The sequence below is a fragment of the Brevundimonas sp. AVps7 genome (genome assembly GCF_058681545.1).
In genome coordinates, this window is sequence record NZ_CM178742.1 from 1,020,514 (window position 1) to 1,044,857 (window position 24,344).

Annotated in this window: 20 protein-coding genes; 6 read left to right on the forward strand and 14 right to left on the reverse strand. The window is 67.6% G+C overall.

Translation table 11 applies throughout. From position 1 onward, the window contains the following. Positions 1 to 117: 117 nt before the first annotated feature. The 9 genes from ACW17Y_RS05090 to ACW17Y_RS05130 all read right to left on the reverse strand — a co-directional run bounded on the left by ACW17Y_RS05090 (position 118) and on the right by ACW17Y_RS05130 (position 9,811). Positions 118 to 519 carry a DUF2177 family protein gene (locus ACW17Y_RS05090; RefSeq protein WP_492037688.1) on the reverse strand — a complete coding sequence of 134 codons (402 nt, stop codon included), beginning with the start codon at positions 517 to 519 and terminating at the stop codon, positions 118 to 120. 4 nt (positions 520 to 523) lie between these two features. Then, entirely contained in the window at positions 524 to 1,546 is a 1,023-nt protein-coding gene (locus ACW17Y_RS05095; protein ID WP_492037689.1) for an SAM-dependent methyltransferase, read from the reverse strand. Between the two features lie 18 nt (positions 1,547 to 1,564). Continuing rightward, positions 1,565 to 2,080, reverse strand: coding sequence for a lipocalin family protein (locus ACW17Y_RS05100; RefSeq protein WP_492037690.1), 516 nt, complete (start codon positions 2,078 to 2,080; stop codon positions 1,565 to 1,567). Then, positions 2,073 to 2,885 (reverse strand): DUF1365 domain-containing protein, encoded by an 813-nt coding sequence (locus tag ACW17Y_RS05105; RefSeq protein WP_492037691.1) that lies wholly within the window; start codon positions 2,883 to 2,885, stop codon positions 2,073 to 2,075. The genes ACW17Y_RS05100 and ACW17Y_RS05105 overlap by 8 nt, the downstream gene beginning before the upstream one ends. Next, positions 2,885 to 4,243 (reverse strand): NAD(P)/FAD-dependent oxidoreductase, encoded by a 1,359-nt coding sequence (locus ACW17Y_RS05110; RefSeq protein WP_492037692.1) that lies wholly within the window; start codon positions 4,241 to 4,243, stop codon positions 2,885 to 2,887. The genes ACW17Y_RS05105 and ACW17Y_RS05110 overlap by 1 nt, the downstream gene beginning before the upstream one ends. Positions 4,244 to 4,308: 65 nt before the next feature. Continuing rightward, positions 4,309 to 5,517 (reverse strand): class I SAM-dependent methyltransferase, encoded by a 1,209-nt coding sequence (locus ACW17Y_RS05115; protein ID WP_492037693.1) that lies wholly within the window; start codon positions 5,515 to 5,517, stop codon positions 4,309 to 4,311. A 236-nt stretch (positions 5,518 to 5,753) separates the two neighbouring features. Next, a complete protein-coding gene (locus ACW17Y_RS05120) occupies positions 5,754 to 8,063 on the reverse strand; it encodes a TonB-dependent receptor (protein WP_492037694.1) in 2,310 nt (769 codons plus the stop codon). A gap of 127 nt (positions 8,064 to 8,190) precedes the next feature. Further along, on the reverse strand, positions 8,191 to 9,177 hold the full coding sequence (locus ACW17Y_RS05125; RefSeq protein WP_492037695.1) for a FecR family protein: 987 nt from the start codon (positions 9,175 to 9,177) through the stop codon (positions 8,191 to 8,193). Positions 9,178 to 9,286: 109 nt separating this feature from the next. Continuing rightward, a complete protein-coding gene (locus ACW17Y_RS05130) occupies positions 9,287 to 9,811 on the reverse strand; it encodes an RNA polymerase sigma factor (protein ID WP_492037696.1) in 525 nt (174 codons plus the stop codon). Between the two features lie 158 nt (positions 9,812 to 9,969). Here ACW17Y_RS05130 and ACW17Y_RS05135 point away from each other — a divergent pair, with 158 nt between their 5' ends. The 3 genes from ACW17Y_RS05135 (at position 9,970) to ACW17Y_RS05145 (ending at position 12,895) form a co-directional block, all read left to right on the forward strand. Further along, positions 9,970 to 10,920 (forward strand): glucosamine inositolphosphorylceramide transferase family protein, encoded by a 951-nt coding sequence (locus ACW17Y_RS05135; RefSeq protein WP_492037697.1) that lies wholly within the window; start codon positions 9,970 to 9,972, stop codon positions 10,918 to 10,920. 62 nt (positions 10,921 to 10,982) lie between these two features. Beyond that, positions 10,983 to 12,146 carry a glycosyltransferase gene (locus ACW17Y_RS05140; protein ID WP_492037698.1) on the forward strand — a complete coding sequence of 388 codons (1,164 nt, stop codon included), beginning with the start codon at positions 10,983 to 10,985 and terminating at the stop codon, positions 12,144 to 12,146. A 137-nt stretch (positions 12,147 to 12,283) separates the two neighbouring features. Then, entirely contained in the window at positions 12,284 to 12,895 is a 612-nt protein-coding gene (locus tag ACW17Y_RS05145) for a methyltransferase domain-containing protein (RefSeq protein WP_492037699.1), read from the forward strand. Between the two features lie 89 nt (positions 12,896 to 12,984). Here the strand turns inward: ACW17Y_RS05145 and ACW17Y_RS05150 are convergent, their stop codons facing one another. The 3 genes from ACW17Y_RS05150 to ACW17Y_RS05160 form a co-directional block, all read right to left on the reverse strand. Next, positions 12,985 to 14,670, reverse strand: a complete 1,686-nt coding sequence (locus ACW17Y_RS05150; protein ID WP_492037700.1) for an alkaline phosphatase D family protein — start codon at positions 14,668 to 14,670, stop codon at positions 12,985 to 12,987. A 67-nt stretch (positions 14,671 to 14,737) separates the two neighbouring features. Then, the gene (locus tag ACW17Y_RS05155) at positions 14,738 to 17,311 is read right to left on the reverse strand and encodes a TonB-dependent receptor (protein WP_492037701.1); all 2,574 of its coding nucleotides are present in this window, start codon (positions 17,309 to 17,311) and stop codon (positions 14,738 to 14,740) included. A 135-nt stretch (positions 17,312 to 17,446) separates the two neighbouring features. Continuing rightward, positions 17,447 to 18,763, reverse strand: a complete 1,317-nt coding sequence (locus ACW17Y_RS05160) for a DUF5690 family protein (protein WP_492037702.1) — start codon at positions 18,761 to 18,763, stop codon at positions 17,447 to 17,449. 56 nt (positions 18,764 to 18,819) lie between these two features. Between ACW17Y_RS05160 and ACW17Y_RS05165 the strand changes: the two genes are divergently transcribed. The 3 genes from ACW17Y_RS05165 to phnX are packed head-to-tail and all read left to right on the forward strand — an operon-like array spanning position 18,820 to position 21,953. Beyond that, a complete protein-coding gene (locus tag ACW17Y_RS05165; RefSeq protein WP_492037703.1) occupies positions 18,820 to 20,016 on the forward strand; it encodes a phosphatidylinositol-specific phospholipase C1-like protein in 1,197 nt (398 codons plus the stop codon). A 3-nt stretch (positions 20,017 to 20,019) separates the two neighbouring features. Continuing rightward, positions 20,020 to 21,153 (forward strand): TIGR03364 family FAD-dependent oxidoreductase, encoded by a 1,134-nt coding sequence (locus ACW17Y_RS05170; protein ID WP_492037704.1) that lies wholly within the window; start codon positions 20,020 to 20,022, stop codon positions 21,151 to 21,153. After that, on the forward strand, positions 21,150 to 21,953 hold the full coding sequence (gene phnX / locus ACW17Y_RS05175; RefSeq protein ID WP_492037705.1) for a phosphonoacetaldehyde hydrolase: 804 nt from the start codon (positions 21,150 to 21,152) through the stop codon (positions 21,951 to 21,953). The genes ACW17Y_RS05170 and phnX overlap by 4 nt, the downstream gene beginning before the upstream one ends. Before the next feature lie 6 nt (positions 21,954 to 21,959). Here the strand turns inward: phnX and ACW17Y_RS05180 are convergent, their stop codons facing one another. Both ACW17Y_RS05180 and ACW17Y_RS05185 read right to left on the reverse strand, forming a co-directional pair. Continuing rightward, on the reverse strand, positions 21,960 to 22,613 hold the full coding sequence (locus ACW17Y_RS05180) for a phosphonate degradation HD-domain oxygenase (protein ID WP_492037706.1): 654 nt from the start codon (positions 22,611 to 22,613) through the stop codon (positions 21,960 to 21,962). Positions 22,614 to 22,647: 34 nt separating this feature from the next. Next, positions 22,648 to 24,309 carry an alkaline phosphatase family protein gene (locus tag ACW17Y_RS05185; protein WP_492037707.1) on the reverse strand — a complete coding sequence of 554 codons (1,662 nt, stop codon included), beginning with the start codon at positions 24,307 to 24,309 and terminating at the stop codon, positions 22,648 to 22,650. Positions 24,310 to 24,344: the final 35 nt, after the last annotated feature.

Consider the following 24,344-nt stretch of genomic DNA (forward strand, 5'->3'; position numbering starts at 1 on the left):
CTCGACTGCCTCGATCGGCAGTGTGAAGCTAAACTGAAACTTCAGTATGGTGCAATGAGCGGGGCCGCGATCATTGTTATCCGTAACCTTGAAGGCACGTTGTGCCGGAGGTTGTGGTCAGCGCACCAGCCAGCGCGATCCGAAATAGCCGGCCAGCGCCGCTGTGGTCGCGAGGAATGTGCCCCAGGCCATGTCGGCCAGGGTGATGGTCGTCGACCAGCGGGTCAGGGTCGCCTCATTGGTCAGGTCGTAGGTGGCATAGGCCACGAGGCCGAAGACGGCGCCGTTGATCGCCGCACGCTGCCATGAGCCCTGCTGGAGCGCCGGAACGGTCGCCAGGAAGGTCACGCCGAACAGGAACAGCAGGTAGAAGGCCACGGCGGGCGGCCAGTTGACGTCGCGACGCATCCAGTCGCCGAGCACCGGGCGATAGAGGCGGTCGCCCATCATCGTCAGCCAGACCGCGTCGAGCACCAGCATGACGATGGCCGATGCCCCGAAGGCGGCGAAGTAACGCATTGGATCAGACTCCCTTGAGCCGGTAGTGGCTGACGCCCCAGACCGTTCCGTCACTGTCGCCGAACAGGCCGGCGGTGGCCATGAAGAACCGGCGCCAGCGTCGCATCCACAGGGCGTGGTCGGCGCCGTAGACGTCTTTCATCAGGCCCCGGATTTCCTCGACGTTGTCGTCGAAATTGGCGAGCCAGTCGTCGGCCGTGCGTTGGTAGTGGGTCCCGCTCCAGCGCCAGTCCTGCTCGACCTCGAACAGGTCGGCATACTGGCGGATCAGGTTATGGCTGGGCATCACCCCGCCGGTGAAGAAATGCTGGGCGATGAAGTCCGCGTCGTCCGAGACCTCGAACCGGTAGGGGGCGTCGATGTGGCTGAAGACGTGCAGGAACATGCGGCCGTCCGGCTTCAGCCAGGTCCGGGTCCGGGTCAGCAAGGCGCGCCAGTTGGCCATGTGCTCGAACATCTCCACCGAGACGATCCGATCGAAGGTCCGGTCGATATCGAAGACGTTCATGTCCGCGGTGACGATGGTCAGGTTGGTGAGGCCTCGGGCGGCGGCCTGGGCGTCGATGAAGACCTTCTGGCTGCGGGAGTTGGAGACGGCGGTGATCGTTGAGGCCGGGTAGTGCTCGGCCATCCAGAGGGACAAAGACCCCCAGCCGCAGCCGAGCTCCAGGATCGCCTGCCCGTCCTTCAGGTCGGCGTGTTCACAGGTGATCCGCAGCGCCGAGGCCTCGGCGGCGTCGAGCGAGGCGTCCGGCGTCTCGTAGAAGCAGCTGGAGTATTTCCGGTGCGCGCCGAGGCAAAGCTGGAAGAACCGCGCCGGCAGTTCGTAGTGCTGCTGGTTGGCGGCGTCCGTGTGCTCTGCGACCGGGCGTTCGGCCATCTCGCGGGCGAACCCGGCCTCATCCTCGGGGGCGGAGGCGTAGGTCTTGCGCGCGGTCGCGACCAGAAGAGCGATGGCCGGGCGGGTGATGAAGTCAGGGAAGGGCGCGTCCTGAAGCTTGTTCACGCGTTGGGCGAGGAGGCTCATGGGGTGTCTTCCTTGGGTTCAGCGCTGGATCAGCTGGCGGGTCGGCAGGCCGAGCTCGACCATGCGATTGCGCAGCCGGGTCTGTTCGGCGGCGCTCATGGTCGGGCTGCGCGACAGCAGGGCCGGGAACTGGCCGTCGGCCGTCGTGGCGATCATCCAGCTGTAGTCGGGGGCCACGTCGATGACCCAGTAGCGCTGGCGGATCAGGCCGGCGAAGAAGCTGGCCTCGAACTTGGCGTTGGTCGTGGTGTCGGTGACGCGGGCGCGCGTGTTGATCGTCGTGACCCGACCGTCGCGGGCGCCGCGGCGACAGGTCTGGCTGATCGAGAAGTCGTTCGGCGCACGGCGGCTCCAGACCTGGCTTGCGGCCCAGCAGTCGCGCTGGTGATCGTTCGGAGTGCGCAGGATCTCGTGCCAGCGTCCCATGAAGCGATCCAGGTCGATCGTGCGGCGCGGCTCGGGCGCCTGGGCGGATGCGGCGGTGGCGATCATCAGCATGAAAGCGGCCGCGAGTGGCAGGGCGTATCTAGGCATGTCGGGCTCCGGTGGAGGTTTCTGACGGTCCCCCGACCGTGACGGGATGGATGGGCGTGACCCCGCCGCGCAGGCGCAGACCCTTGAGCAGAAGGCGGATCGCCTCCCAGTGGATGCCGGCGATGACCTTGAGCGTTAGCAGGGGATGGCTGAGCCAGGCGCGGCGCAGATTGGCGTCGGTTATCTCGGAACGCAGACCCGAGAAGCCGGTCAGCAGCATCGGACCGTCGGCATCATCGACTGTGATGGAGACGCGGGTCGTTTCGGCCTCGATGCCCTCTGGCGGATCGACCTCGAACCGGTAGGTCAGGTCCATGTCCATGAAGGGCGAGACGTGGAAGGCCTTGCCCACCGCCTGACGCACTCGCCCCGAGGCGGCGCCGACCGGCATCAGATAGGAGTGGCGGCCGCCGAAGGTGTTGGACACCTCATAGAGAATGGCGCTGAGCCGTCCGTCGTCGGCGTGACAGTAATAGACGCTGAGCGGATTGAAGCCGTAGCCGAGGATACGGGGCAGGGTCAGCAGCTGGACCCGGCCACCGGTGGCGAGGCCCGCGTCACGCATCCGTTGTTCGATCTGCACCTTCAGAGGGGTTTCGGAGCCGTCGCCGTGATCGCTCTGGCGCAGGCTCATCAGGCCGAACCGTCCCGCGCCGAGCCAGCGGAGCCGGCCGACCAGAGCGTCCCATTCGTCGAGATCAACCAGCAGCATGAACAGGCGGTAGCGCAGGGCGTGGACGCGGGGACGCAGACGGCGGTGGAAGACCGGCCCTGTGTAGATCCCGGATCGCAGGCCCTCCGACATCAGGCGGCCAGGGTCTCGACGGCGGGGACGGGCAGGGGGATGCGGCCGCTCTCGTTCTGCACGTTCCAGGGTCTGCGGACGCCGCCGATGTCTTCTGCGACGGCGAGGCCGGCCTGCAGCCCGTCCTCGTGGAAGCCCGACCCGAACCAGGCGCCGCAGAACCAGGTGTTGTTCCGTCCTTGAAGCGCGCCGAGGCCGCGCTGGGCCTCCATCGCCGCCGCGTTGAAGATGGGGTGGTCGAAGTCTCGGTCCGCGAGCACGAGCGACGGATCGGGGTCGCGTTCGGGGTTCAGGGTGACGAACAGCTCCGGGCCTGAGAGACCCTGCAACAGGTTCATCCAGTAGGTGACGCTGGCGGCGCTTGCGGCATCGGCCCGGCCGGCGCCGACATAGTTCCAGGCGGCCCAGGCGCTGCGGCGGCGAGGCATGAAGCTGCGGTCGCGATGCAGGACGACGCGGTTGCGGCCGTAGGCCATGGGCTGCAGCAGGCGGCGCTCGTCCGCGCCCGGCTCGGCCAGCAGGGCCAGGGCCTGGTCGGAGTGGACGGCCAGGACGACTGCGTCGAACCGCTCCGCGCCCTGGCCTGTGTACAAGGTCGCGCCGTCCGGGCTGCGTTCGATGCGGGACACCGGCTCGTTCAGCCGGATCTGGCCCCGGAAGTCCGCGGCCAGGGCCTCGACATAGCGGATGCTGCCGCCCGCGACCGTGCGCCAGGTCGGCTCCATGTCGACCTCGAGCAGGCGGTGATTGCGATAGAAGCGGATGAAGGCGGCTGCCGGATAGTCCGTCATCTGGCCCGGGGTGGATGACCAGATCGCCGCCGCCTGGGGCAGGAGATGGAGATCGCGGAACGCCTGCCCGTATTTGCGGTCGTCAAGATAGCGACCGAGCGAGCACAGCGACCCGTCCAGTTCAGCCAGGTCGCCCTCCGCCGTCCGGTGGAACCGCTTCAGGTCCATCAGCATGCCCCAGAAGCGGGGGCTGGCGAGGTTGCGTTTCTGGGCGAAAAGGCCGCGCGCGCCGTGGCTGGAGTATTCGAATCCGCCTGCGTCCATCGAGACCGCGAACGACATATGGGCCGCCTTGCTCTCGACGCCGAGGCAGTCGAGCATGGCGGTGAAGTTCGGATAGTTGGGCTCGTTGTAGACGATGAAGCCGGTGTCCACCGCGACGGGTCCGTCCGGCGACGGCGCCTCGACCGTGCACGAATGGCCGCCGAGGCGGGCTTCCGCTTCGAACAGCACGACCTCGTGGCGGCGTGACAGCAACCAGGCGGCCGACAGACCCGATATGCCCGCGCCGACGACCGCAATGCGGCGCCTCGGGCCGGTCGTTTCGTCGAGTGTGCGGTCGAACATGAAGCTGCCTGTCGTCGAGCCTGGGATATCAATAGCTACGCTCGAACGCGCGCCCTGGATGCCTATCAGTCGCGGGAGAGGGTCATGTGGACGACGTCCGTCCGAGCCGAGCGGAAACCGGCCTCGCAGTAGGCGAGGTAGTAGCGCCAGAGATGGCGGAAACGCTCGTCCTTGCCCCCGGCGGAGCCGGTGTCGAACGCGATCCGCCAGCGGCGAAGCGTTTCCGCATAGTCGACGCCGAAGCGGCGAACGACCTGTCCCTCCATGCCGGCGGCGCCGATCGCCCGCGCCAGCCGAGGTTCGGACGGCAGCATGCCCCCCGGGAAGACGTACATCTGGATGAAGTCGGGCCGTCGGCGATAGGTCGCGAGCAGGTCATCGCGGATCGTGATGATCTGCAGGCCGGCGCGGCCACCGGGCGCGAGCCGGGCGCGAACGGTCTCGAAGAAGGTCGGCCAGTAGGCCTCGCCCACCGCCTCGAACATTTCGACGGAGACTATGCGGTCGAACGAGCCCTGGACGTCGCGGTAATCGATCAACTGGATCGAGACCTGGTCGTTTAGCCCGGCCTGGGCGATGCGCTGCTCGGCGAAGGCTTTCTGGGAGGGCGACAGGGTAATGGCGGTGACGTGGACCCCGCGCTCGCTGGCCAGGTACTCGGCGAACCCGCCCCAGCCGCAGCCGATCTCCAGCACCGACTGGCCCGGCTGAATGTCTGCGGCGTCGGCGAGGGCGGCGTATTTGGCGTGCTGGGCGGCTTCCAGCGTCTGGTCCGGCGCGGCGAACAGGGCTGAGGAATAGGTCATCCCCCGGTCCAGCCACTGGGCGTAGAAGTCGTTGCCGAGATCGTAGTGGGCGACGATGTTCCGCCGCGAGCCCTTGCGGGTGTTGGACGAGAAGGCATGGCGGACGGCGTCGATCGCGCGCGCGACCGGATTGCCGCCCACGAGGCGACCCAGGTGGTCGTAATTGTCGGCGAAGGCGAGGAGGAGGGCGGGCAGGTCAGGCGTATCCCAGTCTCCGGCGACATAGCCTTCGGCGAACCCGATATCCCCGCGTCGGACCATCCGCGAGAAGGCCCGCCAGTTCCGGATACGCCAGACGACCGTCTGCGGCGAAGCGGGACCGACCTCGAGCGTGCGTCCCGCCGGATCGACGATCACCAACCGGCCGACCCGCCACAGGGAGGAAAGAGCGCGCATGAGGGGGCCTGCCCAGGGCGGGCTGGAGTCGCCATACGAAGCGGTGTCGATCACGCCCGGAGTGTCGGTCATCGTCTGTCCCATTCGATCGCCGAAGGGCCCGCGACGATCCCCCGCCACGCAGGGCGTGGGGTGGACCTCATCACGCCGCCTTTGGCTGAACGCTCTGAGTTACGCAGATTCGGATCGGTCGGATGCGGGTCAGCCGGCGGGACTCCCGTCTTCTTGCGACCCAGGCTTCGCGCAACCGGGGCGCCGCGGTGAAGGCGGGCTGACGAGGGGGCGCCGCGCGCCCGGAAGCCGGTGGCTCAGTGGCTCCAGTTCAGGGTCAGGCCGATGGTGCGGGGCCGCAGAGGCGTAATCGCCAGACCTTCCGGCAAACGGAATGGGTCTCCGAACGAAAACGTGTTGGCTTCGGTGTCGAATGGATTGTCCACGAACGCGGTTGCCGCCCAGCGAGGGGCTCGAACGCCCACCGAGATCCGACCGGTCGTATAGCCGCCCATGCGGGAGCGGCGTTCGGCGTCGAAGGTCAGATGCGAGGGGCCGACGTAGGCGAGACTTCCGTTTGCTTCCAGGTTCAGCCCCCACGGCAGGCTGCGCTGGTAGGATGCGAGAAGGTTGGCTGAGACTGCTGGCACGCCGGGAAGACCAGCGTCGCCACGCGAGTTGAATGAGGGGCTCGGCCGGGTGATCTCCGGGTCGGCGAACAGGGCGTTGGTGTGGATCTCCAGGCCGGCTGTCGGTCGCCAGGTCGTCTCGATTTCAAGGCCCGTATTGGCGCCGTCGCCGACATTCACCGCGTAGGTCAGACCGCTGGGCAGGAACTGGTCGCTCTGGATGTTGTTCCAGCGTGTCCTGAACACCGCGATGCGGACGCGCATCCGGTCATTCCACAGGAAACCCTTGGCGCCCGCCTCATAGTTCCACAGCGTGTCAGGACTGTACTCGCGACCCGGCATGCCGACGGCTTGCGTGAACTGCTGGCCAGCCGGGCCGGCGGTGTTGAACCCTCCCGCGCGATGCCCCTGGGTGACTTCAGCGTAGACATTCCAATCGTCGGTCCAGCGCCAGGCTGCGGCCAGTCTGGGTGAAAATCCGCTCGTCGCCCCCGACCCGCTGAACGCTCTCCCGCTCAGCCCCTGGGTGACTTGTGAGGCGACCCTGTATCGGGCGTCGTAGTAACGCAGACCCGCAGTGAGGGTCAGTCGGGACAGGGGGTCATAGGAGATGTCGCCGAAGAGAGCGCCTTCTTCCAACTGATCCGAACGATGCTCGGCATAGGCCTGCACCACAGCCGGGCGCAGTACTGACACGGTGGTCCGGGTGCGCATGTCGCTGGTGGACAGGAAGGCGCCGACAAGCCAGCGGACACGCCCGGCGCTCGGCGAGGTCCAGGACGCCTCGGTCGTCAGGAGGTCGATGTCCTTGTCTTCATCCAGTGCGCCGATGAGACCGCGCGATCCGAACTGGGCAAGCGCTGTGGAGGCGTCGTAGCGGCTCCGGAAGTCATGTCGAACATAGCCGATCGAGGCATCGAACCGGCCCCACTCACCATGCCCATCGACGGTTACATACGCCGTATCGAAATCATTCTGGTGGGGCTCCCGAACCAGATTGGCGCGACGAAAACGGCCGAGCCCCCGGATCACATAGTGGGTGTCCTCGGTGTCGATCGACTGATGGAGGAGGCCTGCGCCGAGGTTCCAGTCCTCCGCCATACGGACAGCGAGCGCCAGTCTGCCGCCCCTTCGGGAGCCCTGGTTCACCCGTGGCAGGTTCAACCCGACATCGTTGATGTAGCCGTCGAAAGCCTCTTCGTAGGCCACGGCCCGAAGCGCAGCGCGACCGCCCGGCAGAGGCAGGTTCACCATGGCCGAATAGTCGCTGTTGGGCCCGCCGGATCGGGTTTCGGACCGCGTCAGGGAAATGTCGCCGTAGAGCCCGCTGAAGTCCGGCTGGCGGGTTATGGTCCGGATGACGCCGCCGATCGACCCGGTGCCGTAGAGGGTCCCCTGGGGCCCGCGCAGCACCTCGACCCGGTCGATGTCGACCAGCTTGAGATCCGGGTCGGGCGCACTGTAGGTGATCGGAATCTGGTTGAGATAGAGCGCCACTGTCGACTGGGTCAGGCCGGTGAATGCGCCGTCGGACATCCCGCGCAGCAGGATCTTGTTTCGGCCGGACCCGAGGTTGGTGACAGTCATTCCGGCTGTCAGGGATGCGACCCCTGTCATGTCCGTGACCCCGCCGCGCTCGAACCGGGTCCCCGCGATGGCGGTCAGGGCGGTCGCGACCCCTTCGGGCGTTTCAGAGCGCCGTTCGACAGTGACGACGATGTCACTCAACTGGGTAGCAACCTCGCTTTCAGCGATGACAGGCGGCGGAGTGTGTCGCGGTGTTGGCGGTGGGGCGCGTCGAACCAGGATGGCTCCGTCCTGACGTATGGCATAGGCGCAGCCTGATCCGGTCAGCAGTCGATTCAACGCGGCGCTCAGCGACATCCGGCCCCTGAGCGCCGGAGCGGGCCCGCGGCAGGCGCGAATGTCGCCTCCGAGCGAACGACGGGTCTGAAGCGCCAGGGTGAGCAACGCCTCGTCCATGCGCTGGCTCGGCATGTTCAGATTGAAAGTGTCGGCTCCACGCGTCTGGGCCAGAACCGGAGAATCGAGAAGGCCGTTCAGCCCGACGGCAAGAAGCAGTGTCAGGATAGCCCAAGGGGTCGCACGACAGCGACGCGCACCGCTACCCGCCGTCACGCGCTTCCATGTGAAGCCCGCCAGCCGTCTCAGTCACTCTGATCGGAACGAATTCCTGCAACTGTCTCAACATCGTAGCTTCATCGCCTATACGAAGCGCACCGGTGAATTTCAGCGCTCCAGCGGAGGCGGTGACACTAACCGGTTTGTCGAGATAGCGCGACAAATCATCGGCGACCGATCCGAGGTCGATGTCCCGGTAGATCAGGACGCCCTGTCGCCAGGCTGACGTCTGGCCGGGATCGACACGTGTGACGACCGGAAGCGCCTCGCCGACCTGATCCATCCGTTCGCCGACCGCCAGCCGGACCGGGTCGGGCATTCCGGCGCCGGAGACAGCGACCATGCCGCGTTGCACCCCGACGGAGAACGCTTCGTGATGGCTGAGCACATTGAACGCGGTGCCCAGGACGTGGACTTCGCGAGCTCCCGCCGCGACCACGAACGGACGGTCGGCGTCGGGTGTCACGTCGAAGGCGACTTCACCATCGCTCAGGATGACTTCGCGGTCGCGTTTTCCGATCCGGGCACGAAGATCTGAGTGGCGGTTCATCGACAGGCGAGAGCCGTCCGAAAGAACCAGCTCCCGAGGGGCGTCCGTTGTGCTGTAGGTCTGGAACCGGCCCGTGCCGGTGATTTCGGGCCAGAGCCCGGCGACCAGAACCGCTGCCGCCGCCGTGGCCATCAACGGAAGCCATGGGGGGCTCGAGCGCCTTGCACGAGTTTCCATGCGGTCCCGCCCCGGCTCGGGGCAGGCGTCGTTCGCCACCAACGGGTGGGCGTCAACCTCATCGGCGGACGTCGCGTCATCCAGCGCCACCCAGACCTGTTCGATCAGGTCATAGGCCTGGCGGTGGGCGGGATCGGCTTCCAGCCACGTCTGGAAATCCATCCACGCCGTTTCCGGCGCGTCCGGGTCGCTCAGACGGACGAACCAGTCCAGCGCCTGATCGTGTGCGAGGGTCGTCGTCATGGAGCGGTGAGCCGATTTCGCGTCGCTGATATGGGCGCCTGACCCTTTGACGGCGCCGATGAGCCTCCGCCTTCACGAGAAGGCCCGGGTTTTCGCGTCGTGGTGCGGGTCATTGCCGAACCCTGGCCGCCAGTTGCCGGAGAGCATCCATCATGTGTTTTTCCACCGTGCTCCGGGAGACGTTGAGATGCTCGGCCACTTCGGCGTAGCTGAGACCGTCGAACTTATGCAACCGGAAGATGGTTCGGGTCTTGTCCGGCAGGCGAGTGAGACCGTCCATCAGCGCGATGATCTGGTCTCGGCCGGCGACGACAGCCTCGGCCGACGGCGCGTCGTCCACATCTTCTGTCGGGCCGGACGTGCGCGTCACATCGCGCCAGGCCGTATCGCGAACAGCGGACCGCCGTCCTGACCGCCAGCGATCCATCATCAGATTGGAGGCGAGCCGGTACAGATAGGCACGGGGTTCGCGCACAGCCGTCGCAGGGTCCGCCGCTGCTGCCTTGAGATACAGGTCCTGAAGCAGGTCCTCCACGTCAGCCGTCGGCCCCAGCCGCGCCTGGAAGAAGCGGCGCATGGCTTCACGCTGCTCCAGATAGACGGTCAGCAGCGAGGACGCGGGCGACGCGGTCAAAGCCTCGATATCCTCCGTGTCCGATCCATTTGGGCGGCGAGTGCCGCCGCCGATCCAACCTCAAATCTAATGCAGCGCTGAATTTGATGAGGCAAGCGGCCTCGGGCGCCGTCTTCCTTTCTGAGGCCGCTGTCCGGGCGGCCGGTGCGGGGGCACGGATGTACGATATTTGGCGATCCGGCTTCGTCAGACGCTCGCTGACGAGCGTCAATGCGACGGGCGTCGGGTCGATTGAAGTGACCTGGCTGCCGGATCAGGGCCCGTTCGCCTATGTGGCCGACCCGTTCGGCATCATTCGCGACGGCGTGCTGACCGTCTTCGCCGAGCATTTCGACTATCGCAGTCGCCGCGGGGAAATCCGGTATTTCCAGTATGACGAGGCCGACGTCCTGGTGGGCGAAGGCGTCGCGCTCGCCGAGCGGTTCCACCTCTCCTATCCCTCCCTGATCGAGGATGGCGGCGAACTCTACATGCTGCCCGAGGCCTACAAGAGCGGCGGGCTGACCCTGTATCGCTGCGTCCGGTTTCCCGATCTGTGGGAAGCCGCCGAACGTCTCATGGACATCCCCGCCATCGATGCGACCGTCGCCCGCCACGACTCGAAATGGTGGATGTTCCATGCCTTGCCCGGTCCCGCCGATCAGGCGATGCGTGAGTTGCATGTCGCCTGGGCCGATGAATTGGCCGGGCCCTGGACGCCGCATGCCGCCAATCCGGTACGAGCCGGGTTTCGGACCTCGCGACCGGGGGGGACCGCGTTCGAGATGGACGGCGTGCTGCATCTGCCGGTTCAGGACTGTGCGGAAACCTACGGTGCGGCGATCACCCTGTTGCGCATCGACACCCTGACGCCCGAGGTGTTTGAGGCCGTCGTGGTCGGGCGCTTCGAGGCCGGCGATCTGCTGCCGGGTTATACGGACGGTTTCCACACCCTCTCGGGCCATGGTGAGACGACCTTCATTGATGTGAAGAGCGTCCGCAAATCGGCGTCGGAAGGCTGGATCCGCACCCAGTACAAGGTGCGCCGGCTCCTGGGCCTGAACGGTCCGAAGGCCAGGCGGCGGACGCCGTCCCGACCTGACCTTGCGCGCTCCGGTCAAGGCGTCTGAGGATGCGTGTCGCTGTCGTCATGCCTCGAGGCTCCCAGATGGGCCGCGCCCGAGCGAACTCAATGGAGACGGTCGCCGCAGCGATGCTGGCGTCCAGCCGTCTGAAAGGGGTTACCAGGGTCATCTGCGATGCCGGGGCGCCCGAGCCTGTCCTGCCCGATCTGGTTACTGTCCCCGGAGGGCTGACCAGGTCGAAGCGAGCCTCCGCGGTCGCTCGCGCGATCGAGGCGCTCGACCCCGGCTACGTCGAATATCACCAGCAGCTGGAATCGTCGGCGGCCCTGGCGCGGCGGCTGCCTGGCCGCGTCCACGTGCTCTACCGTCACACGCGCATCAGACCGCCCCGGGGCGGGCTCGACCGGATGCGCTACGAGGCGCGGCTGGCCGCATTCGACCAGTTGATCTTCGTCAGCGAAGCGGCGCGGCTCGAATTCGCGACCGACTATCCGCGTTTCGCCGACCGCGCCTCGGCCATCTGCAACCCGATCGATGCGCAGGCGTGGGCCGGCGACCCGACCGATCGCGACGAGCTGATCGTCTTTTCGGGGCGGGCGATGGAGGAGAAGGGGCTGGAGCCCCTGTGCCAGGCGCTCGAAGTCGTGCTCGAACGCTTCCCCGGCTGGAAAGCGGCTCTCATGCTCGGCGACTGGGATCGCCATGAGGCGTGGGCGCAACCTCGCCTCCAGCCGCTCGAACGCTTTGGAGCCCGTGTCGCGGTCGGCAAGTCCGTGTCGCCGGCGGAGGTGAAGGCGGTCACACGCCGCGCGGCCATAGCCGTCACGCCCTCCTTCGTCGCCGAAGCCCTGGGCCTTGCCGCGCTGGAGGCGCACGCGGCGGGCGCCGCGCTGATCTCCTCCGGTCGAGGCGGGCTTCGCGAGGCCAGCGGCTCCCATGCCGTCTACGTCGAGGATCCACAGGCGCCGGCCCTGGTCCAGGCATTGACCGACCTGATCATGGATCCGGCGGCTCGCCTGGACATCGCCCGCTCAGGACAGGCCTTTGTCGCCGCGACCCACTCGCCTGCGGTTCGGTCGGCCCAGCTGGACGATCTCAGAGAGGGGCTGATGATCCGGCGGGCGGCCTTGCTTCCGGCGCGGCGGAGCGGGTGGGCCGATCTGGCTTCGCGCGCGTCGCTATGGCTCGCATCGGCGGCGCCCCGGGCAACGGCACGGTCCCGGTTTGAGAGACCCTCCGGACACGCGACGGATTCTCTCGGCCGTTCATGAGCGACCGATAGATCGATTGTCGTCGTCAGACGACAGCGATCCCCGCAGATCGGCTGGACATCGTGTCCCGCCGCCCCGCATTCAGTTTACGGGCCGTCGACTTACGGTCTCAAGATGCAAGACGACGAGGATATCCAGTGGGCGGACGCACTTTCCTGACCGGCCTTTTCGGGGGCGACGCCGCCAGGCGGGCGCTGCAGCTTCGGCGGTCCGGCAAGATATTGGCTCTGCCGGATCGCAAGATGCTGGCGGACGTCTACATTCCGGCCCTGGCCGAAGAAGGCGGCTGCATTCTGTGGGTCGGTTGCCGCGCCTATACTGTCGGCGACTATGAACGACTCGAGGGCGGTGGGGGCGAGACCTGGACGACAGATATCGACCCGGGGGCGGAGCGCTGGGGTCGCGCCGGACGGCATCGCACAGGCGACGTCTGCGTTGCGCACGCCATCTTCGCGGACAAGATGTTCGATTCCATCGTGTGCAATGGCGTTCTGGGGTTCGGCGTCGATGCGCCCGAGCAGCAACGGCGGGCGCTTGAGGCGCTGGCGCATATTCTTCGTCCGGGCGGGCGTCTTCTGCTGGGCTGGAACGTCGACAAGATCGGAGATCCGATCGCCGCCGGGTTCGCCGAGCCCTGGTTTTCGCCCGAGGCGTTCGCGGGCCATCCTTCCAGGGTGACCTTCGCCCAGACGACCCATGTGTACGACTCTCTTGTCCGCCGAACCGATCCGGTTCGATCTCTCGACTGAACCCCAGGCGGCCGCCGCAGCCTCATAACCGGGTATCAGAACCTGGGTTTGCACAGGGTCTGAAAAGACGGCGGAACGCCGCTGACGCGTCAGCCCCGCACGAGTGAGAGGACCCCGGCTTCACTGTGTGTGACGACCCAGCTTGAAAGCGTTCTGAGAGCGTAGGGCTTGGCCATGATGGTCGAGACGGCCTGCAGCTTCGCCTCTGCCCGCTCGGGTGTCAGCGTCAGCAGGATGTAGCCCTTGGCGGTCTGGTCGCAGAAGACGACCTCCTCGTTGTTCGCCGACAGCAGCGGCCCCAGCGGCAACGGCGCGACCGCGTCGCCGGGCGAGGGGCTGGAGATTGCCGACGTGCCGAACTCGACCGCTCGACGGTCGCCGGCCGCGTCCTTCAGCTCGTTGACCCAGTAGGCGTGGCTGTCGCCGGCCAGAACGATCGGCTGCACATCGGCCTCCTTGAAGGCCGCATAGAGACGCTCGCGCCCGGCCGGATAGCCGTCCCAGCTATCCAGGCCGAAGGGCACGCCGAGCTTGTAGAGCTGGATCATCTGGCGAAGTCCGGTGCGGACCTGCTCCGGCAGGCCGCCGATCATGCCCTCGATCTGGGCCTCTGAAGCGATCTTCGTGACGTCCGGGCCCATGACCCGGGCCATCACGACCTGATTGCCCAGGACCTGCCAGGGCTTGTGCGCAGACTTCGACGCGGCCAGCACGCCTTTGAGCCAGTTCCGCTGTGCATCGCCCAGCAGGTCGCGGTCCTCCGCATTGAGCTTCGCATTGAAGGCGACCAGGTCCGGCGTCCCGTCGACCATCGGCATGTCGGTGGCGTAGTCGAGCTGTCTGTTGCGGGCCAGCAGCCGCGTCTCGACCATGGCCAGGGTCGCCAGGTCGCCGAACTCGAAGCTGCGGTTGATGGCGTCGAAGCCGAGACCGGCGCGCGGCTCGCGGATCGGCATCCATTCGTAATAGGCGCGCAGGGCGATGGCCTTGCGCGCGGCATAGTCGCCCTCGGCCCCGTCGGTGTGGTTCTCGGCGCCCATGGACCAGGCGTCATTGGCGACCTCGTGGTCGTCCCAGACGCAGATGAAGGCGGCGCGGGCGTGGGCGGCCTGCAGGTCGGGGTCGGATTTGTACTGGGCGTGACGCAGCCGGTAGTCCTCGAGTGTCAGGATCTCGTGCGGCGGCTGCGGAATCCGGCTCAGGGCGGCTCCGGTGGACAGGCCATAGTCATCGGGCGCGGCGCCGTATTCGTAGATATAGTCGCCCAGGTGCACGACGGCGTCGAGGCGCGGCTCCCTGGACAGGGCGTCATAGGCGTTGAACAGACCGCCCGGGTAGAGCTGGCAGGAGGCCACGCCCAGGACGACCTCAGTCGTCGGCCCGACGGGCAGGGTGCGGACCCGGCCGACCGGCGACGTCACGTCACCGGCGATAAAGCGGTAGAAATACTCGGCGCCCGGCTCCAGCCCCTGGCCGTCGAGGTCGTGCTTGACGGTGAAGTCGCGTGCGGCGCGGGCGCGCAGGCCGGACGAGGTGCGGACGATGTCGGAGAAGGCGGCGTCGCGCGCGACCTCCAGCCTCACGTCGATGTCGGTCCCCGAGGCGTCGGCGGGCGTGACACGGGTCCAGAAGACCGCCGAATGGGCATCGGGGTCCCCGGATGCGACCCCGTGCAGGAAGGCGACCGCCGGGCTCTGCGCCGGTGCGGCGAAGGCGGGCGCGGCGACGGAACCTGCCCCGATCAGGCCCAGAAGACTGCGGCGGTCGATGCTCATGGCGGGCTCCGGCGGAAACAGGAAACGGCGCCCCGGCGTACCGGGGCGCCGTCGAGACAGGCGTAGTCTAGTAGCGGACGGTGACGGTCGCGCCGTAGGTCCGGGGTTCGCCGGCGATGAAGGTCGGCAGGCCCAGGCTGTCGCCGGTGTTGCCGGCGTCCTTGATGAACGCTTCGTCCAGCAGGTTGTCGCCGAACGCCTCGACCGACCAGTTCGCGCCGTCGGGGACATAGCGGACGCGCAGGTTCAGCAGGCCGTAGCTGTCCTGGAACTCGTCGACGATCCGGTCGGGCACGAAACCGGTGGTCTGCAGGTTGGTCCGGTCGTTGTTGTCGTCGAAGAAGACTTCCGACTGCCAGCTGTAGGTCGGCTGGATCTCGAAGGAGCCGCCCGTGACGGGCAGGGTGACCAGGCCGCCGATCGAGACGCGGTGGTCCGGCGACAGGCGCAGGCGGTTGCCGTCGCGGGCCCCCGTCTGGAAGCGGGCGTGGTTGTAGCCGTAGGTGGCGAACAGATCGAGCCAGTCCGAGGCCATCCAGCTGGCCTGACCCTCGAAGCCATAGGCCTCGGCTTCACCGGCGTTGGTGGTGATGAACTGGGTGCCGACCTGTTCGGTCGTCTGGAAGTTTTCGTAGCTGTAGAAATAGACCGCGCCGTCCAGGCGGACGCGGCGATCCATCAGGGCCGACTTGAAGCCGGCTTCGTAGCTGTCGACGGTCTCGGCCGGGACCTCGGTGAAGATCGGCGCGCCGAAGGGGGTCGAGGGCACGGTCACGGCCAGCACCGCCGGACGGCGGCCGCGGGCGTAGGTCGCATAGACGCTGGCGTCGTCCGACACGGCATAACGGCCGGTCAGACGATAGGTCAGGCCATCGTCGTTCAGGTCCCGGGCGGTGACGCCGCCGTTGCCGGCCGTGGGCTGGAAGGTCAGGCCGAACAGCGGGAAGGCGGCCGAGGCCGCAGCGTTGGCCGCGCCCGGCGTGGCCAGCTGGACCACCATGCCGTTGGCGAAGGCGCCGAGCGCGCCGGCCTGGGCCAGGGCGGCCGGGGTGCCGACCGCGATCAGTGAGTTGATCTGGCCCTGCAGTTGCTGCACCGCCAGCAGGCCGCCGGCGATGGAGCGGCCGTTCAGGACCGAGGAGCCGAACTCCGTGGTCTTCTCATCCGAGGTGTAGCGAACGCCGGCGGCGAACTCGAGCCGGTCGGTGGGCTTCCAGGTCAGGTCGCCGAAGACGTCGAAGGACTGCAGGTCGGTGTTGGTGGCGGCCGTCTCGATGTGGCTGGCCTTCAGATTGTTCGCGATGCCGGCGCGGGCCGCCGTCGGAATGCCGAGGCCGGCCAGCAGCGGCTGCAGGAAGGCCTGCGACGCATAGACTGAACGGGGCAGGGCGGTCGGCAGGACGGCCAGCGGCGTACCGTCCAGGATGCCGGCCAGCTGGGCCAGGGCCAGACGCTCGTCGATCTCGATCGGCGAGGAGGACTGGTTCTCTTCGCGGAAGTAGCTGGCGCCGACGAAGCCCGAGAAGGCGCCGCCGTTGTCCCAGTTCACGCGGAGCTCCTGGCTCCACTGCTCGCCGTCGGAGATGCCGATGCCGGTCAGGATCGGCAGGGAGATGCCGTCCGGATCGAATGTCTCGGCCGTCTCGAAGGTGCGGTAGGCGCTGACCGAGTTCAGGGTCAGGCTGTCCGACAGGTCATAGCGGACCAGACTGGTGACGCCCCAGACTTCGCGGTCGATGCCCAGCTCGCTGCCGCCCGGGATGTTCGACCCCGGCGTCAGGGCGGCGGGCGAACCGGCGTTACGGTCGGCGCCCAGGATCGCGCCCGTGTTCGGGTCCTGGGGGTTGTAATAGATCGAGCGGAAGCTGACGCCCGAAGGCCTGTCCTGCTGGTAGTTGGCGATCACGTCGACGCGCAGGGCGTCGGTCGGCGCGAACGCGGCCAGGGCGCGGAAGGCCTGGGTGTCGACGCCGTTGTAGTCGCGGCCGTCCAGCAGGTTCTCGACATAGCCTTCACGGCTCTTCAGCCGGGTGGCGAAACGGACCGCGGCCGTGTCGCTGAGCGGCGCGTTCAGCATCAGTTCGACCATGCGGTAGTCGTAGTTGCCGATGGCGGCGCGGCCCTCGGCCTCGAAGCCGTCGAGGTCGGCCTTGGTCTGGATCACGTTGATCGCACCGATCAGGGCGCCGCGGCCGTAAAGGGTCGACTGCGGACCCTTGGAGACCTCGACCCGGTCGACGTCGAACAGTTCGACGAAGGCGCCGGGCGCGCGCGAGATCGACACGCCGTCCTGATAGATCGACACGCGCGGCTCATCCGAGGCTCCGGTCGAGTCCGAGGTCAGGCCGCGGATCACGAAGCCGGGGTTGTTCGGCGACTGGTTCTGGACCAGCAGGCCGGGCACGAAGGCCGAAAGTTTCTCGAAGTCCTGAACGCCGAGCCCGTCCAGGAACTCGCCGCTGTAGGCGGTCAGTGCGAAAGGCACCTCGATCGGGTCCTGGGCGCGCAGCTGGGCGGTGACGATCACCTCTTCCAGCTGGGACGTCTGGTCGTCCGACACCTGGGCGTTGGCCGAGGTGGCGAGTGCGCACGCGGCGGCGCAGCCCATGAGAATGGTCTTGGTGTGAGTGCGATTGAACATGAACAGCCCCTGTTGCTGTCATGCCCCCTAGCTACGCTTGGCATCGCCCGTGCGACGGGACGGCGATGAAGCGGTGACGTTTGAGCCGTGGACGGAAGGGGTCGACCCGCGGCGGCGGATTGGGACTTCGCCAGGCTAACCTGTCAACGCCTGCGCGTCGGCCGTTGTCTTGCGCGCGGAACCATCGCCGCGGCCACGCAAGAACAGGATGGCCGCACCGGTCACCAACACGAGGCCGGCCAGACTGGTGGCGTAGGCTGCGCCGACGAAGAAGCGCAGCCACGGCAGATCGACGGCGGCGAAGTTGCGGAGCAGCAACAGGATGACGCTACCCAGATATCCCGAGGCGTCCGCGACATAGATCAGGAAACCAGCGGTCGCGACGGTGCCGGAACAGGCGATCATCCGGTCGAACAGCATGGCGTTGAAGGGCGTGTAGGCCAGGTAGAGGCCCGCCCCACCGGCGATCATCCAGGCGATCGGTGACAGCAGGCCTTGCTGGAACGCCAGGGTCGAGCCGCCCAGGATGGCGAATCCGGCCAAAATCACCCCGTGCATCAACAGCAGGGCCCGGCCGTTGTTCTTCACCGCGATCAGCACGCCCATTGTCACGAGCGACAGCGCCGCCACCGGGCCTTCGCTGGCGGTGAAGACCGATGCGGCGTCGCCGTAGCCGAGCGCCTGCCAGATCTCGGCGGCGAAGTTGTCGCGCAGATCGCGGAACGCCGTCAGCATCACATAGGCGGCGACCAGAAGCACCAGCACGGGCCAGTGGGCGGCCAGAAAGGCGGCGCGTTCCCTGGCCATCATCGGTCGACGCGCCACGCGCTCGGCCTCGTCCGCGGCGCTGGGCGGGGGCAGGGCGGCGAGCGCCAGGACGGAGATGGCGAGCAGCGGCATGAAGATCACGCCGACTGCGGCCGGCATCCAGAAGGCGCTGACGTCGAAGCCGTCCATCAGCATCTTGCCGACCGACTTCACCACGCCGGACGACAGGATGAAGCTGGCGCACAGGATCGCCCCCAGCACCTCGCTGGTGCGTCGTCCCTCCATGAAGCCGAACACCAGGCCCCAGATCAGACCCAGCGGCAGGCCGTTGAGGAACAGGGCCGCGACGTTCCAGGGCGCGGGGACGACCGCGAACAGGACCAGGGCGATCCAGGAGGCGCCGATCAGCAGCACGATCCCGCCTGCCCGTCGCTCGGGTCGCATCTCGGCGATGACCTTGACGCCGATCAGCTTGGACAGGGCATAGCCGGCGACCTGGGCGATCACGAGAGCGATCTTGTAGTCCAGGGCGAAGTCCCAGCCGGGAACCAGGTCAAAGGTTGCGGCGGTGAACGGTTTGCGGAAGGCGTACATCGAAAAGTACGCGCAAAAGCCGGCAAGACCGGCGAACAGGACGAAGACCACGGGGTTGGCCCGCGCCAGCCAGAGCCGCAGTCGGTTCATCGCTTGACATGCTTTCGTTGCATGGATGTGGTCTAGACCAATCCTGCGACGACTGAATGACGGAGATGGGGTGCATGCGGTGGGCGGCGGCGATGTTGGGGGTGGCCAGCCTGGGCATGGCGCCGGCCCCGTGCGACCTCACAGCCGCCTCTGCGGGCCGTGCCGGCGCATCCTGTGAGCGGGCCTGGCTGGACGCCAATCTGAGACTGAACGACCTGCTGACGGTGGGTACGCACAACAGCTACAAGGAGTCGATCCCGGCATCGCTGATGGCCCTTCTCAGACAGACGGACCCGGGCCGGGCGAACGGGCTGGACTATGGCCATCCGTCGCTCAGTCATCAGCTGGACGACGGCGCCCGCCAGCTGGAGATCGACGTCTATTATGATCCTGAGGGCGGCCGGTTTCTCGACCCCGCTGGTCTCGCTGTCGCAGGCGTGACGCTCGATCCGGCGCGACGCACCGCGCTCGCGGCGCCGGGCTTCAAGGTCATGCACGTCCAGGATGTTGACGTGTTCAGTACCTGTACGCGGCTGGTCGACTGTCTCGGCGCCATTCGGCGCTGGTCCGTGGATCACCCGGATCATGCGCCGCTGCTGTTGATGTTCAACGCCAAAACCGACGCCTCGCCGCTGCCGCAGGGAACAGCAGCCTTGCCATTCGACGCCGGCGCCTGGGATGCGCTCGACAGGGAGGTGAGAAGCGTTTTCCCCGCCGGAGCGCTCATCACGCCCGACGATGTGCAGGGGACGTATCCGACCCTGCGCGAGGCGGTGCTGGCCGGCGCCTGGCCGACGCTGGGTCAGGCCCGCGGCAAGGTCATGTTCGCGCTGGACGAGGGGCCGGAGAGGACCGCCGCCTATCGCGGTGCGCGGCGATCGCTGGAAGGGAGGGTCTTCTTCATCAATACCGACGAGGCCTCGCCGGCCGCCGCCTATCTCACGCTCAATGACCCGGTCTCCGATGGCCCGCGCATCCGGGCGGCGGTTCTGGCCGGCTTCATCGTCCGGACCCGCGCCGACGCGGATACGGCGGAGGCGCGAGCCAACGATGTCCGCCGCCGGGACGCGGCCCTGTCCTCTGGCGCGCAATATGTCTCGACCGACTACATGCGGCCGGATGCGAGGCTCGCCGGTGGATACCAGGCGCGGCTGCCGGGTCATGCGGCGGCGTTGTGCAATCCGATGCGCGCGGCAGGCCGGTGCGATGGCGCCGGGATAGAGCGGATCGCATCGCTCCGACAGGCAGACTGACGCATGGGCAAACGCTATGACATCGCGGTGGTGGGAGCGGGCATCGTCGGCCTGGCCTGCGCCCTGGCCGCCGCCCGGCGGGGTCTGTCGGTCGTCGTGATCGACCGCGACGCCCAGGCGAACGGCGCCTCGATCCGCAACTTCGGCTTCGTCACCGTCACCGGCCAGCCGCGCGGCGTCGTCTGGCGCCGGGCGCGCCGCAGCCGTGCAGTCTGGGACGAGATTGCCGCCGGGGCGGGCATCGACATCCTGCAGCGCGGCCTGTGGCTGCCGGTTCGACGCCTCGAGGCCGTTGCGGTGCTGGACGCCTTCATGGCGACCGAGATGGGCGAGGGGTGCCGCCTGTTGACGGCGACCGAAGCACGCGCGCGGGCCCCGGAGGTGACCGGTCCCGAGACCGTCGCGGCTCTCTGGAGCCCTCATGATCTGCGTGTGGATTCGCGCACGGCGATCCCGAAGCTGGCGGCATGGCTGACCGACCGCTTCGGCGTTGACTTCCTGCGCCAGACAGCGGTCCACGCCGTCGAGCCGCCTCGCGTCATCACCGCTCAGGGCGTAGTCGAGGCCGAGAGAGTGGTGGTTTGTCCCGGCGACGATCTGGTCAGCCTGTTCCCTGACCGGCTGGCCGACGCCGGGCTGGTGCGCTGCAAGCTGCAGATGATGCGGTTGGCGTCGCCCGGCTTCGCCCTGACGGCGCCGGTGATGTCTGACCTCGGCCTGGTTCGTTACGGCGGTTACGCCGACCTGCCCCAGGCGGCCGCCCTGCGCGCGCGGCTGGAGGCGGAGCAGGGCGACGCGCTCGCCCATGGCGTCCACCTGATCGCCGTGCAGGATGCCGACGGCGCCCTGGTGGTGGGCGACAGCCATCACGACGCCGCCACGCCGGACCCGTTCGCCAGCGAGGCCGTGGACCGGCTGATCCTGGACGAGTGGCTCGCCGTCACCGGGCGTCCGGCGCCCCCGGTGCTGCAGCGCTGGACGGGAACCTATGCGCGCGGCCGCAGTGCCGGCCTGATCGAGGCGCCGCATCCGCGGGTGCGTCTCGCGCTCATCACCGCCGGCAACGGCGCCTCCACCGGCTTCGCCTTCGGCGAAGAGGTGATCGCACACCTGTTCGAGGAGATTTCCGAACCATGACCTCCATCCGCGACTGCTTCGACATGGTCGTCTTCGACTGGGCCGGCACCACGGTCGATTTCGGTAGCCGCGCTCCGGTGCTGGCTCTGGTCGAGGCCTTCGCCGCCCTCGGTGTGACGGTCGCTGAAGAGGAGGCGCGCCGCGACATGGGACGCGCCAAGGCCGACCACGTCCGCGCCATGTTCGAACAGCCCCGGATCGCCCGGTCGTGGCAGGACGCGCACGGCGCTGCGTCCGACAAGGCGGCGATCGAACAGGTGATGGCCGAGTTGCAGGCTCCAATGATCCGGCTGGCCGCGGAGACCGCAGACCTCATCCCCGGCGTAGCTGCCGCCATTTCCAGCTTGCGCGAGCAGGGTGTGAAGATCGCCTCGTGCACCGGCTACACGCGCGAGATGATGCAGGCGATCCTGCCGCGCGCCGCGAGCCAAGGTTATGCGCCCGATCTAGTCGTGTGCGCGCACGAAACGCCCCAGGGACGGCCTTCGCCACTGATGATCTACAAGGCCAGCGCCGAGTTGGGCGTCTGGCCGTTTACACGTGTGGTCAAGGTCGACGACGCGGAAGTCGGGATGGAAGAGGGCCGGAATGCGGGCTGTTTCACCGTGGGCGTGGCTGCGTCGGGCAATATGGCAGGCCTTACGGAGCAGGCGCTGGCCGATCTGGGCGCCGATGAGCGTGCAGCTTTGCTGGACCCGGCCGCCGACCGGTTGCGCGCCGCCGGCGCCGACCTGGTTATCGACACGGTCGCCGATCTTGTACCGGCGCTGGAAGCCGAGGCTGCCCGGCGCGGTGGGTAGGGGACGCTACGGCCTCCAGGCGGTTTTCCGAACCACCGTGGCCGGCGCCCCGTTTGGCGCGGCGAGCGCGATCAGCAGGTCGCGATAGTCGGCCAGCGGCGCGATCGTGACGCCCTCGACCTTCCCCAGTTCGTCGTAGCGGCGCAGCCTCACGGCGGCTTCGAAACCGGCTGCCGTGCTGAAGGCGTCGGCCTCCGCCTGACTCATCGGTCCGCCCTGCAGTTCAAGGCTCTGGCTGGAGGCGGAACTCAGGGATTCGAGATACCCAGGTTCACGCGCCGCGAGATAGCGTTTGGCTTCCACGTGCAGGCGGACGGGTTCGGCGACCTGCGGGCCGAAGCCCTGAGCCAGCCAGGCCGCACCGATGCGCTCGTGCAAGGCGTCGACGCCACGATCGGCCGCGTCTTCGCCCTGCTTCTGCAGCAGATGTCCGATGTCATGCAGCAAGGCCGCAGCGACCATCGCGTCGGGATCTCCGGCGCTGCGCGCGTGGTGGGCGCATTGCAGCGCATGCTCAAGCTGGGTCACGGCCTCGCCGTAGCGGGTGCCGCCAAGCTGATCAAAAAGGGCGAAGATCGAGTCGACGAAGGCTTCGGTCGAGTGCGGTCGCGTCATAGAGAATCCAGGCTGCAAACTTGGACTATACCAGAAGCGACGCATTCAGTAAGGGCGCTCGAACGCCGGATCGATGCTGCTAGCGCGGCGTCAGCAGGTTAGGGTCGATGAACTGGCGCGGGATGCCGGGGCCTTCGAACCAGGCGCCAAGCCACGAGCCGCCGCCCCCATTGAAGTATTCGACGCGGATGGCGTGCTGGCCGGGCTGCAGATCGATGCTGCCGGCCGCGGTGATCACGCCGTGGTCGCCGTCGTTGTCCACGACCGTCTTTCCGTCGATGTACAGCTTGCTGCCGTCGTCCGAGGCCAGTGAGAAGCCGTAGGAGCCGGCGGTGGCGATGGTGATTTCGCCCTCGAAGACCACGGCGACCGCGTGTTCGCGCGGCAGGGTCAGCCCGTCGATGCTCAGCTCATACGCCGCGCCCGTCGCCGCCGGTTGCAGGCGCGAGAAGTCGGGCAGCCGCACCGGGCCTTCCGGCAGCAGATAGACGCTGTAGGTCACGCCGCGCGGGCCGGCGCTCTGGTCCAGAATGCGGAAGTAGCCGGTGGACGGGACGCTGGCGGCGAGGCCATCCACGAACAGGCCGGCGCGCACGATGGTGCTGCGGGTGATCTCGACCGGGCCGCTGTACAGCGGCGATGCGGCGGTGGGTATGGTGTTGTCCAATGTGTAGCGGACATCCCCGGCGGGGTTCGGATTGCGGATGGTCATCCGCGCCGTCTGGCCGACGAACAGCCCGCCCGAAGGGGCATTGCCCTCGCCTGCGGGTTCGATGATTGGCGAGGCATAGAAGCTGCTGGTCCGGTAAGTCTGCACCGGCGCCGGCTCGCCCGCGAGGGCAGGCCGAACCGGACGGCCCAGCCAAGCATAGGGTATGTCCACGCCAAGCAGCCAGGCCGCGGTGGCGGGGGTGTCGAAGGTGTTGATGGGCAGGTCGAGCTCTGCGCCCCGAGTGATGCCCTGACCGGAGGCGATCCACGGAATCTCCAGCTCGGCCAGCGTCTCGCCGCCATGCCCCTTGCCCACGCCGCCGTGGTCGGAGGTCACCAGGATCGCCGTATCCCCGGCGATGCCGGCCTCCACCGTGGCCTGCCGGACCTCGGCGATCAGCCTGTCGGCCTTGGCCACCGCCTCATAATACTGCGGCGTGCCGTGCCCGTATTCGTGGCCGGCGTGATCGACGTGATCGAAGTGAACGAACAGGAAGCGGGGGCGCCTGGCCTTGATGTAAGCCGTCGCAAGCGCGGCGGTCTGCTCCTCGCTCTCACCGTGGACATCGTAGTCCACGAAACGGCGATCATAGAGGTTGCCGAACCCCTCCCAATGATAGACCGAACCGACTTCCCACTCAGGATGCTGATCGGTCAGAATCTGGAAGATGGACGGGAAGAACCCGCCTGAGCCCGTGACCGAGGTCGGAAAGTTGAACTCGCCCACCTGCCAGTCGTTGCTGGTCACGCCATGCTGCTCAGGTCCGGCGCCGTCGAGGATGGAGGCCCAGTTGGCGCCGCTGGTCGTCGGCATCACGCCCCGGGCGTGCAGGCTCCAGGCGCCGTTCGCCATCATGTCGTCCAGGGTCGGCGTGTCAGCGTGCATCACGCCGTCGGGGCTCAAGCCGTCGACGCCGATGACGATGACGTGCCGGGCCGTTTGGGCGGCGCTGGAGGACGAGATGCTCGTACCCGCCGTGGCGGCGAGGAGGGCCAGGAGCAGCGCGGCGCCCTTGATCGGCTTGTTCACGACACACTCCACGAGGAAAGTTCAACCCGTCGCAC

Coding starts and splice junctions, on each gene's coding strand:
- phnX (WP_492037705.1), top strand. CDS start 21,150: ATGACCTCCATCCGCGACTGCTTCGACATGGTCGTCTTCGACTGGGCC.
- ACW17Y_RS05160 (WP_492037702.1), bottom strand. CDS start 18,763: ATGAACCGACTGCGGCTCTGGCTGGCGCGGGCCAACCCCGTGGTCTTC.
- ACW17Y_RS05090 (WP_492037688.1), bottom strand. CDS start 519: ATGCGTTACTTCGCCGCCTTCGGGGCATCGGCCATCGTCATGCTGGTG.
- ACW17Y_RS05180 (WP_492037706.1), bottom strand. CDS start 22,613: ATGCGTCGCTTCTGGTATAGTCCAAGTTTGCAGCCTGGATTCTCTATG.
- ACW17Y_RS05095 (WP_492037689.1), bottom strand. CDS start 1,546: ATGAGCCTCCTCGCCCAACGCGTGAACAAGCTTCAGGACGCGCCCTTC.
- ACW17Y_RS05115 (WP_492037693.1), bottom strand. CDS start 5,517: ATGACCGACACTCCGGGCGTGATCGACACCGCTTCGTATGGCGACTCC.
- ACW17Y_RS05100 (WP_492037690.1), bottom strand. CDS start 2,080: ATGCCTAGATACGCCCTGCCACTCGCGGCCGCTTTCATGCTGATGATC.
- ACW17Y_RS05140 (WP_492037698.1), top strand. CDS start 10,983: ATGGAGACGGTCGCCGCAGCGATGCTGGCGTCCAGCCGTCTGAAAGGG.
- ACW17Y_RS05110 (WP_492037692.1), bottom strand. CDS start 4,243: ATGTTCGACCGCACACTCGACGAAACGACCGGCCCGAGGCGCCGCATT.
- ACW17Y_RS05105 (WP_492037691.1), bottom strand. CDS start 2,885: ATGTCGGAGGGCCTGCGATCCGGGATCTACACAGGGCCGGTCTTCCAC.
- ACW17Y_RS05150 (WP_492037700.1), bottom strand. CDS start 14,670: ATGAGCATCGACCGCCGCAGTCTTCTGGGCCTGATCGGGGCAGGTTCC.
- ACW17Y_RS05170 (WP_492037704.1), top strand. CDS start 20,020: ATGGGCAAACGCTATGACATCGCGGTGGTGGGAGCGGGCATCGTCGGC.
- ACW17Y_RS05120 (WP_492037694.1), bottom strand. CDS start 8,063: ATGCCGAGCCAGCGCATGGACGAGGCGTTGCTCACCCTGGCGCTTCAG.
- ACW17Y_RS05165 (WP_492037703.1), top strand. CDS start 18,820: ATGACGGAGATGGGGTGCATGCGGTGGGCGGCGGCGATGTTGGGGGTG.
- ACW17Y_RS05125 (WP_492037695.1), bottom strand. CDS start 9,177: ATGACGACGACCCTCGCACACGATCAGGCGCTGGACTGGTTCGTCCGT.
- ACW17Y_RS05135 (WP_492037697.1), top strand. CDS start 9,970: ATGTACGATATTTGGCGATCCGGCTTCGTCAGACGCTCGCTGACGAGC.
- ACW17Y_RS05155 (WP_492037701.1), bottom strand. CDS start 17,311: ATGTTCAATCGCACTCACACCAAGACCATTCTCATGGGCTGCGCCGCC.